This window comes from Enterobacter sp. 186315 (genome assembly GCF_053290175.1).
On record NZ_JBPTTK010000028.1, the window covers coordinates 26292 to 36359 of the forward strand.

The following is a 10068-nucleotide window of genomic DNA, read 5'->3' on the forward strand; positions in this document are numbered from 1 at the left end:
CTTTTTATGAAAATTCTGTAACCGCTCTCATAAACTATCTGTAAAAATGGTGCGTCAGAAGTTCGGTGTTTACGCGAGGAGAAGACGTTGAAGTCCAGGAAAGAGGTTGCCACGGCGACCATGAAAGACGTTGCCCAGAAAGCCCAGGTCTCTACGGCAACCGTGTCCCGCGCATTGATGAACCCGGACAAAGTCTCCCAGGCCACCCGTAACCGGGTCGAGCAGGCGGCGATTGAGGTCGGCTATTTCCCTCAGGCGATGGGGCGTAACGTAAAACGCAATGAGTCACGCACGATCCTGGTGATTGTGCCGGACATTTGCGATCCCTTCTTCAGCGAAATCATTCGCGGCATCGAAGTCACCGCCGCCGAACAGGGCTACCTGGTATTGATTGGCGACTGCGCCCATCAGAATCAGCAGGAAAAAACCTTCATCGACCTCATCATCACCAAGCAAATTGACGGCATGCTGCTGCTCGGCTCTCGTCTGCCGTTTGATGCCAGCATCGAAGAGCAGCGCAACTTACCGCCGATGGTGATGGCGAACGAATTTGCGCCGGAGCTGGAGCTGCCGACGGTCCATATCGACAACCTGACCGCCGCCTTTAACGCGGTAAACTATCTTCAGGAGCTGGGCCACAAGCGCATTGGCTGTATTGCCGGGCCGGAAGAGATGCCGCTGTGCCACTACCGCTTGCAGGGCTACGTTCAGGCGCTGCGCCGTACCGGGGCAACGGTCGACCCTCACTATATTGCGCGCGGTGATTTCACCTTTGAAGCGGGTGCGCTGGCGCTGGAGAAACTGCTGGCGCTGCCGGAGCCGCCAACGGCGGTGTTCTGTCACAGCGACGTAATGGCGCTCGGCGCGCTGTCTTATGCCAAACGCCGCGGCCTGCGGGTGCCAAAAGATTTGTCGATTATTGGATTCGATAATATTTCTCTGTCTGAATTTTGCGATCCACCTCTCTCTACCGTTGCCCAACCGCGCTACGAAATCGGCCGCGAGGCTATGCTTTTGCTACTGGATCAGCTGCATGGTCAAACGGTTAGCAGCGGCTCACGTTTGCTGGACTGCGAACTGATTGTTCGCGGCTCTACCCAGGCATTGACTTAAAGTAAACGCCTTTACAACACCCTTATCTGGTCAAAGCCCCGCCGCTTAAGTAACATGGCGGGCTGACGAACGAATGAATACAGCGAAACGATAGTGGCACAACGAGATTATGTACGTCGCGGCCAGCCGGCACCTTCGCGACGCAAAAAGAGTAGCTCAAGGAATAAGCAACGAAACCTGCCTGCTGTCTCCCCGGCAATGGTCGCTATTGCCGCAGCTGTGCTGGTGGCCTTCATCGGTGGCCTGTACTTTATTACACATCATAAGAAAGAAGAGTCCGAGGCGCTGCAAGGCAACAAAGTTGCCGGGAATGGCTTGCCGCCGAAACCTGAAGAGCGCTGGCGCTACATTAAAGAGCTTGAGAGCCGTCAGCCTGGCGTGCGCGCCCCTACCGAGCCCTCTGCCGGTGGTGAAGTGAAAAATGCCGATCAGCTGACAAACGAACAGCGCCAGCTTCTGGCACAGATGCAGGCCGATATGCGCCAGCAGCCTACGCAGCTCAACGAAGTGCCGTGGAACGAGCAAACGCCCGCACAGCGTCAGCAGACGCTTCAGTTGCAGCGCCAGCGCCAGGCACAAATTCAGCAGCAACAGCAGCAGCAGCAGTGGTCGCAAACGCAGCCGGTACAGCAACAGCCCCGCACGCAGCCGCGCGTAGCGGAGCAGCCTTACCAGCAGCCGCAGCAGCAAACGCGCACGGCGCAAACGCAGCCGGTTCAGCAGCCGAAAGCGCAGCCGCAGAAACAGGCGGCCCAGCCGTATCAGGATCTGCTGCAAACGCCAGCGCATACCGCAGCGGCACAGCCAAAGACCCAGCAGGCCGCACCGGTGACCAAAGAAACCGAGGCGCCAAAACAGACGGCAGAGAAAAAAGACGAGCGTCGCTGGATGGTACAGTGCGGCTCGTTTAAAGGCGCAGAGCAGGCCGAAACGGTGCGTGCTCAGCTGGCGTTTGAAGGGTTTGATTCACGCATTACCACCAACAACGGCTGGAATCGCGTGGTAATTGGCCCGGTCAAAGGCAAAGAAAATGCCGACGGAACGATCTCCCGTCTGAAGGTAGCGGGTCACACAAACTGCATTCGACTCGCCTCCGGGGGTTGAAACCCCCAAAATCCCCCCCATCTATCTTTCTATTCAGCCCTGAGCACTGGCTCAGGGCTTCTGTTTCCCGAATCTGTAACCAGGGGGTCTGCTCGTGACAACAATAGTAAGTGTACGCCGTAACGGCCAGGTGGTGATTGCCGGTGATGGCCAGGCCACGCTGGGTAATACCGTCATGAAAGGCAACGTGAAGAAAGTGCGTCGTTTATACAACGATAAAGTGATCGCCGGTTTCGCGGGCGGTACGGCTGATGCCTTCACGCTGTTTGAACTTTTTGAACGTAAGCTGGAAATGCACCAGGGTCATCTGGTGAAAGCCGCCGTTGAGCTGGCAAAAGACTGGCGTACCGACCGGATGCTGCGCAAGCTTGAAGCGCTGCTGGCGGTTGCCGATGAAACGGCCTCGCTGATTATCACCGGTAACGGTGACGTCATTCAGCCAGAAAACGACCTGATTGCTATCGGCTCTGGTGGCCCATACGCCCAGGCCGCTGCCCGTGCTCTGTTGGAAAATACCGACATGAACGCGCGCGATATCGCTGTGAAGGCGTTGGATATTGCAGGTGATATCTGCATCTATACCAACCATAACCACACCATCGAAGAATTACCGTCTAAAGCGTAAGGATCTCCAATGTCTGAAATGACCCCACGCGAAATTGTCAGCGAACTGAACAAACACATTATCGGCCAGGATAACGCCAAGCGTTCCGTGGCGATCGCCCTGCGTAACCGCTGGCGCCGTATGCAGCTCGACGAAGAGCTGCGTCACGAAGTGACCCCGAAAAACATTCTGATGATCGGCCCGACCGGCGTCGGTAAAACCGAAATTGCCCGTCGTCTGGCGAAGCTTGCCAACGCGCCGTTCATCAAAGTTGAAGCCACCAAGTTCACCGAAGTGGGCTATGTAGGTAAAGAAGTGGATTCTATCATCCGCGATCTGACCGACTCTGCCATCAAAATGGTGCGCGTTCAGGCTATCGAGAAAAATCGCTATCGCGCCGAAGAGATGGCCGAAGAGCGCATTCTCGACGTGCTGATCCCACCGGCGAAAAACAACTGGGGCCAGGCTGAACAGCAGGCCGAGCCGTCTGCCGCGCGTCAGGCATTCCGCAAAAAACTGCGCGAAGGCGAGCTGGACGACAAAGAGATTGAGATCGATCTCGCTGCCGCGCCAATGGGCGTTGAAATCATGGCGCCTCCAGGCATGGAAGAGATGACCAGCCAGTTGCAGTCCATGTTCCAGAACTTGGGCGGCCAGAAGCAGAAAGCGCGTAAGCTGAAAATCAAAGACGCGATGAAGCTGCTGATTGAAGAAGAAGCGGCGAAGCTGGTGAACCCGGAAGAGCTGAAACAGGACGCTATCGACGCCGTTGAGCAGCACGGGATCGTGTTTATCGACGAAATCGACAAGATCTGTAAGCGCGGCGGCAACACCTCAGGCCCGGACGTGTCCCGCGAAGGCGTACAGCGCGACCTGCTGCCGCTGGTTGAAGGCTGCACGGTTTCCACCAAGCACGGCATGGTAAGAACTGACCACATCCTGTTTATCGCCTCTGGCGCGTTCCAGGTTGCCAGCCCGTCTGACCTGATCCCGGAATTGCAGGGTCGTCTGCCAATCCGCGTTGAGTTGCAGGCGCTGACTACCGAAGATTTCGAACGCATACTGACCGAGCCAAACGCCTCTGCCACCGTGCAGTACAAAGCGCTGATGGCGACCGAGGGTGTGAACCTTGAGTTCACCGAAGACGGTATCAAACGCATCGCCCAGGCCGCATGGCAGGTGAACGAAACCACCGAGAACATCGGTGCGCGTCGTCTGCATACCGTGCTGGAACGCCTGGTTGAAGATATCTCTTACGATGCGAGCGACCTCAACGGTCAAAGCATTACCATTGACGCAGATTATGTGAGTAAGCATCTGGATGCGTTAGTGGCAGATGAAGATCTGAGCCGTTTTATCTTATAATCGCGGCTACTGCATTCTCATCACTGTTAATGGGGCTGAAAAGCCCCATTTTTATTGGCTAAATAACTATGACTGATATCAGCCGTACACAGGCGTGGCTCGAAAGTCTGCGTCCTAAAACACTCCCTCTGGCCTTTGCCGCGATTGTCGTAGGCACCGCCCTTGCCTGGTGGCAGGGTCATTTCGATCCGCTGGTCGCCGCCCTGGCGCTTGTCACCGCTGGCCTGCTGCAAATTCTCTCTAACCTCGCGAACGACTATGGCGATGCGGTAAAAGGCAGCGACAAGCCTGACCGTATCGGGCCGCTGCGCGGGATGCAGAAAGGGGTGATCACCCAGGCGCAGATGAAACGCGCGCTGATTATCACCGTCGCTCTGATTTGTCTTTCCGGCCTTGCGCTGGTGTCGGTGGCCTGTAAAACCCCCGCCGATTTCATTGGCTTTATGGTGCTTGGCCTGCTCGCCATTATCGCGGCCATCACCTATACGGTCGGGACGCGTCCGTACGGTTACATTGGTTTAGGTGATATATCCGTGCTGGTGTTCTTCGGCTGGCTGAGCGTGATGGGAAGCTGGTATCTACAGGCTCACACCCTCATCCCTGCCCTGTTCCTGCCTGCAACGGCGTGTGGTTTGCTGGCGACGGCGGTGCTGAACATCAACAACCTGCGCGATATCGACAGCGACCGTGAGAACGGGAAGAACACGCTGGCGGTGCGCCTGGGGCCGGTGAACGCGCGTCGCTATCACGCCTGCCTGCTGATGGGTGCGCTGGTGTGTCTGGCGCTGTTTAACCTGATTTCGCTGCACAGCCTGTGGGGCTGGCTGTTTATTCTGGCGGCTCCGCTGCTGGTGAAGCAGGCGCGTTATGTCATGAACGCGCTCAGCCCGGCCGCCATGCCGCCGATGCTCGAACGCACGGTAAAAGGGGCGCTGCTGACTAACCTGTTGTTTGTGATTGGAATTGTCTTAAGCCAGCACCTGACTTAACTGACAAATATCAATTAACAATTGATGATTTTGCAAACAATGCGTTTCGCGCGATATACTGAAATCACTCGCAGCAACAGAGCGTTAAGCCTATGAAATACGATACATCCGAACTTTGTGACATCTACCAGGAAGATGTCAACGTCGTTGAACCCCTGTTTTCCAACTTCGGAGGACGGTCGTCGTTTGGCGGACAAATTATTACGGTGAAATGTTTCGAGGATAACGGGTTGCTGTACGATCTGCTCGAACAGAACGGCCGTGGTCGTATCCTGCTGGTCGATGGCGGCGGCTCTACCCGTCGTGCGCTGATTGACGCCGACCTCGCTCGCCTCGCCGCCCAGAACGAATGGGAAGGCATTGTGGTGTACGGTTCAGTCCGCCAGGTTGATGACCTGGAAGAGCTGGATATCGGGATTCAGGCCATTGCGGCTATCCCGGCTGGCGCGGCGGGAGAAGGGATCGGCGAAAGCGATATTCGCGTCAATTTCGGCGGCGTGACCTTCTTCTCTGGCGACCACCTGTATGCCGACAATACCGGCATTATCCTTTCCGAAGATCCGCTGGATATCGAATAAAGCAAAAAGGCCATCTGCAAATCAGATGGCCTTTCGTTTTAGCGATCGTCACCTGACGCGTAATGCGTCACCCGCAGTTCAAACATGCCTTTGTTTTCCTCTGCCGCGATGCCCATTGTTGCACGTCGATCCGGATAGCTATCCACATAGCCCTCAAGTTCATCGCTCAAACGCTGAATGTCAGCTGGTGAAATATGGGTGAAATTAAGGGTGCTTATCTGCAAGCCGCTACCTTCATCGGTTCGACTTGTGAAGTACCACTCGGATGCCACTCTTGGCGCGTCCATAAGAGGCTTCGGCGTTAAGAGATAATATTTGAGAAGATTGCTTTGTGTGTACTGTTCGTCAGCAAAAGGCCGGGTGACAATTAGGCAAAAAAGCAGAGCCAGTAACAGGAGTGAAACAGTGATGACAGGAAGGCTATATTTCTTCAAATGAGTATCTCCCTAACACAATAAGGATCGTTTACCGGCTCGATTGTGCTCATAAATGCAGGTAAGTGCCCGGAGTAAGGCTCCAGTTTTGCATTTGTATCTATGGGATCAGGAAACAATAATGGAATAGCACCCCTGTTTTTTATCTCACCGACGGGACCGTAGTAATCCCAAATACGATACGCTTTTTCTTTGGGGCTGATTTGTAAAAAAGGCGTGTAGTCAGCGAAATCTACGGCCTGGCAAAAACCGAAAAGATTCGAGACTAAATCTTCAGCGCTGTATCCGCTGTCTGTGATGAGAACGTAGGGCCAGGAACCTTGTAGCGACTCAAACTGGTGGGAAGTGTTCATAAAAATCGATAAAGCGACACCTTTAAGAACATAATCACTTAAACCCCTACGAACCTGATAATGACGATATACTCCTGTCGTCGACTTTAATCCGAAGATGTTTTTAGACATGCTTTGGAAATATCGAACGTCGAACCACTCATTATCTCCTCCGCCAGGCATGGTCATCTGCTGCCATAAATGTTCAGCTCCGTCAGGATTAGCGTGCCCTAAATCGATCCACCCCAAATTTTCTGTATAGATAAGACCGTATCGAGAATTGCGGGTTATATATCTGTCAGAATTATCGATAATATCGCTTCGTCTTGTCATCTCGCATTCCTTGTGAGTATCAAGCGATAATATTCTCCATAAATAAAAAAGGCATCCCTTTAGGATGCCTTTTGTTCGGATTCGGAATTAAACCTCTTCCATACGCCCCAGCAGCGCCTGTAAACGATCCTGCCAGCCGTTCTGCTGTTCGCGCAGCTGGTGGTTTTCACGCTCCAGCTCTTCACGACCGTGCTGAGCAGTCTGTACTTCCTGCGCCAGCGAGTTGTTCTTTTCTTTCAGCTCTTCAATTTCCATTTGCAGCAGCGTGATGGTGTCAATCGCCTGCTGTACTTTCGATTCCAGTTTCTCAAACACTTCTAAAGACATGATCCTACCTCTCCTGAATTGCAAGGCGACGCTTTAACGTAAACGCGCGTAATTATAGTGCCGATTGTATGAAGCCCCGCCGCCCCTGTCCAGCGGCATGCCGCGCAGATTGCGGTTTGCAACACTTTTCGGCCTCATCCTGGTGCGTTCGCGTCATATACCCCGTAATTGTTAACATATGCGTTAATGAAATGATTCAGCTCACATTATCATTCTGATGCAAAAACGCGCTTTATGGCGCGAAAACGCTCATTTTATTGACACAGACCACACATTTTGATTTCGATATTTCTCGTTTTTGCTCGTTAACGATAAATTAACAGTATGTCTACACGACATCGTGGCTCGTCACGGGCTGCCACGCTAACAATAAATCATTCAATTTTCTTCAGGATTCCGATTATGAGTCAGACATCAACCTTAAAAGGCCAGTGCATCGCCGAGTTCCTTGGTACCGGGTTGTTGATATTTTTCGGAGTGGGCTGTGTCGCTGCACTAAAAGTGGCGGGTGCCAGTTTTGGTCAGTGGGAAATCAGTATTATCTGGGGTCTGGGCGTGGCAATGGCCATCTACCTGACCGCAGGGGTTTCCGGCGCACATCTTAACCCGGCGGTGACCATCGCGCTGTGGCTTTTCGCGTGCTTCGACAGACGCAAAGTGGCTCCCTTTATCATTTCGCAATTTGCCGGCGCCTTTTGCGCAGCGGCGTTAGTTTACGGGCTTTATTACAATCTTTTCATCGACTTCGAACAGACGCATCATATGGTGCGCGGCAGCGTCGAGAGTCTGGATCTGGCGGGTATCTTCTCAACCTATCCGAACCCGCATATCAATTTTGTGCAGGCGTTCGCAGTTGAAATGGTCATTACCGCTATTCTGATGGGCGTCATTATGGCGCTGGGTGATGACGGCAACGGCATCCCGCGCGGCCCGCTGGCACCGCTGCTGATTGGCCTGCTGATTGCCGTGATTGGTGCATCCATGGGCCCGTTAACCGGCTTTGCGATGAACCCGGCGCGTGATTTAGGGCCGAAAACCTTCGCCTTCTTTGCGGGCTGGGGCGACGTGGCCTTCACCGGTGGCAAAGACATCCCTTACTTCCTCGTGCCGCTGTTCGGGCCGATTGTAGGGGCAGCGCTGGGCGCATTTGGCTATCGCAAACTGATTTGTCGCCACTTACCGTGCGACACCTGTGTGGAAGAGGAGAAAGAAACGACTTCCGCCACGCAGCAAAAAGCTTCGCTGTAATCTGACTACGGGACAAAAACCATGACCGAAAAAAAATATATCGTTGCGCTCGACCAGGGCACCACCAGCTCCCGCGCTGTCGTGATGGATCATGACGCGAACATCGTCAGCGTGTCACAGCGCGAATTCGAACAAATCTATCCGCGTCCAGGCTGGGTAGAACACGACCCAATGGAGATCTGGGCGTCGCAAAGCTCCACGCTGGTCGAAGTGCTGGCGAAAGCCGATATCAGCTCCGACGAGATTGCCGCCATCGGTATCACCAACCAGCGTGAAACCACCGTGGTGTGGGAGCGCGAAACCGGTAAGCCGATTTACAACGCCATCGTCTGGCAGTGCCGCCGTACCGCGGAGATCTGCGAAAAGCTTAAGCGCGAAGGGATGGAAGATTACATCCGTAGCGCAACCGGTCTGGTGATTGACCCGTACTTCTCCGGCACCAAGGTGAAGTGGATCCTTGACCACGTAGAAGGCTCGCGCGAGCGTGCAAAACGCGGCGAGCTGCTGTTTGGCACCGTCGATACCTGGCTCATCTGGAAGATGACCCAGGGCCGCGTTCACGTCACCGACTACACCAACGCCTCGCGTACCATGCTGTTCAACATCAACACCCTGGAGTGGGATGACAAGATGCTGGACGCGCTGGATATCCCGCGCGCGATGCTGCCGGACGTGCGTAAATCGTCTGAAGTGTACGGCCAGACCAACATCGGCGGTAAAGGCGGCACGCGTATTCCTATCGCCGGGATTGCCGGTGACCAGCAGGCGGCGCTGTTCGGCCAGCTGTGCGTGAAGGAAGGGATGGCGAAAAACACCTACGGCACGGGCTGCTTTATGCTGATGAACACCGGCGAGAAAGCGGTGAAATCAGAAAACGGTCTGCTGACCACCATCGCCTGCGGCCCGCGCGGTGAAGTGAACTACGCGCTGGAAGGCGCGGTGTTTATGGCGGGGGCATCCATTCAGTGGCTGCGCGACGAGATGAAGCTTATCAGCGACGCGTTCGACTCCGAATATTTCGCCACCAAAGTGAAAGACACCAACGGTGTATACGTGGTGCCTGCGTTTACCGGCCTCGGCGCACCGTACTGGGATCCGTATGCCCGTGGCGCGATCTTCGGCCTGACGCGTGGGGTGAACTCGAACCACATCATCCGCGCCACTTTGGAATCTATCGCCTACCAGACCCGTGACGTGCTGGAAGCGATGCAGGCCGACTCCGGCATTCGCCTGCACGCCCTGCGCGTGGACGGCGGCGCAGTCGCCAACAACTTCCTGATGCAGTTCCAGTCCGACATTCTGGGCACCCGCGTGGAGCGTCCGGAAGTGCGCGAAGTCACGGCGCTGGGCGCGGCGTATCTGGCCGGTCTGGCGGTTGGTTTCTGGCAGAATCTGGACGAGCTTCAGGAAAAAGCGGTGATCGAACGTGAGTTCCGCCCGGGCATCGAAACCACCGAGCGTAACTACCGCTACAGCGGCTGGAAGAAGGCGGTGAAACGCGCCCTGGCGTGGGAAGAGCACGAAGAGTAATTGTCCTTAATCCCCTCTCCCCTGGGGAGAGGGTTAGGGTGAGGGGGGCTCCGCCCCGGGGGGGGGGGGGGGGGGGGGGGGGGGGGGGGGGGGGGGGGGGGGGGGGGGGGG

Annotated in this window: 11 protein-coding genes; 8 read left to right on the forward strand and 3 right to left on the reverse strand. The window is 55.1% G+C overall.

Annotation, left to right across the window (positions count from 1 at the left end):
- The first annotated feature begins 87 nt into the window (after positions 1-87).
- The 6 genes from cytR (at position 88) to rraA (ending at position 5753) form a co-directional block, all read left to right on the forward strand.
- Positions 88-1113, forward strand: coding sequence for a DNA-binding transcriptional regulator CytR (gene cytR / locus ACSVHP_RS21205; protein WP_234672944.1), 1026 nt, complete (start codon positions 88-90; stop codon positions 1111-1113).
- Between the two features lie 93 nt (positions 1114-1206).
- Complete coding sequence (gene ftsN / locus ACSVHP_RS21210) at positions 1207-2217, forward strand: cell division protein FtsN (protein ID WP_417315585.1); 1011 nt, start codon at positions 1207-1209, stop codon at positions 2215-2217.
- A 94-nt stretch (positions 2218-2311) separates the two neighbouring features.
- Positions 2312-2842: an ATP-dependent protease subunit HslV gene (hslV, locus tag ACSVHP_RS21215; RefSeq protein WP_182273270.1), complete on the forward strand. Its 531-nt coding sequence runs from the start codon at positions 2312-2314 to the stop codon at positions 2840-2842.
- A gap of 9 nt (positions 2843-2851) precedes the next feature.
- A complete protein-coding gene (gene hslU, locus ACSVHP_RS21220) occupies positions 2852-4186 on the forward strand; it encodes an HslU--HslV peptidase ATPase subunit (RefSeq protein ID WP_417315583.1) in 1335 nt (444 codons plus the stop codon).
- 62 nt (positions 4187-4248) lie between these two features.
- A complete protein-coding gene (gene menA / locus ACSVHP_RS21225) occupies positions 4249-5175 on the forward strand; it encodes a 1,4-dihydroxy-2-naphthoate polyprenyltransferase (protein ID WP_447552893.1) in 927 nt (308 codons plus the stop codon).
- A 92-nt stretch (positions 5176-5267) separates the two neighbouring features.
- Positions 5268-5753, forward strand: coding sequence for a ribonuclease E activity regulator RraA (gene rraA / locus ACSVHP_RS21230; RefSeq protein WP_234672938.1), 486 nt, complete (start codon positions 5268-5270; stop codon positions 5751-5753).
- Positions 5754-5791: 38 nt separating this feature from the next.
- Here rraA and ACSVHP_RS21235 read toward each other — a convergent pair whose 3' ends face one another.
- From ACSVHP_RS21235 to zapB, 3 genes are all read right to left on the reverse strand, one after another.
- On the reverse strand, positions 5792-6187 hold the full coding sequence (locus ACSVHP_RS21235; protein ID WP_234672927.1) for a hypothetical protein: 396 nt from the start codon (positions 6185-6187) through the stop codon (positions 5792-5794).
- Positions 6184-6852 carry a hypothetical protein gene (locus tag ACSVHP_RS21240; RefSeq protein ID WP_447552891.1) on the reverse strand — a complete coding sequence of 223 codons (669 nt, stop codon included), beginning with the start codon at positions 6850-6852 and terminating at the stop codon, positions 6184-6186. Before ACSVHP_RS21240 ends, ACSVHP_RS21235 begins: the two co-directional genes overlap by 4 nt.
- Positions 6853-6939: 87 nt before the next feature.
- Complete coding sequence (gene zapB, locus ACSVHP_RS21245; RefSeq protein ID WP_234672924.1) at positions 6940-7179, reverse strand: septal ring assembly protein ZapB; 240 nt, start codon at positions 7177-7179, stop codon at positions 6940-6942.
- A 402-nt stretch (positions 7180-7581) separates the two neighbouring features.
- Between zapB and ACSVHP_RS21250 the strand changes: the two genes are divergently transcribed.
- Positions 7582-8427, forward strand: coding sequence for an MIP/aquaporin family protein (locus ACSVHP_RS21250; protein ID WP_447552892.1), 846 nt, complete (start codon positions 7582-7584; stop codon positions 8425-8427).
- A gap of 21 nt (positions 8428-8448) precedes the next feature.
- Positions 8449-9957 carry a glycerol kinase GlpK gene (gene glpK, locus ACSVHP_RS21255; RefSeq protein WP_234672920.1) on the forward strand — a complete coding sequence of 503 codons (1509 nt, stop codon included), beginning with the start codon at positions 8449-8451 and terminating at the stop codon, positions 9955-9957.
- Positions 9958-10068: the final 111 nt, after the last annotated feature.

Bases quoted from the DNA above. Each gene is read 5' to 3' on its own strand.
- zapB (WP_234672924.1), bottom strand. From the start codon at position 7,179: ATGTCTTTAGAAGTGTTTGAGAAACTGGAATCGAAAGTACAGCAGGCG.
- ACSVHP_RS21240 (WP_447552891.1), bottom strand. From the start codon at position 6,852: ATGACAAGACGAAGCGATATTATCGATAATTCTGACAGATATATAACC.
- glpK (WP_234672920.1), top strand. From the start codon at position 8,449: ATGACCGAAAAAAAATATATCGTTGCGCTCGACCAGGGCACCACCAGC.
- hslU (WP_417315583.1), top strand. From the start codon at position 2,852: ATGTCTGAAATGACCCCACGCGAAATTGTCAGCGAACTGAACAAACAC.
- ACSVHP_RS21250 (WP_447552892.1), top strand. From the start codon at position 7,582: ATGAGTCAGACATCAACCTTAAAAGGCCAGTGCATCGCCGAGTTCCTT.
- rraA (WP_234672938.1), top strand. From the start codon at position 5,268: ATGAAATACGATACATCCGAACTTTGTGACATCTACCAGGAAGATGTC.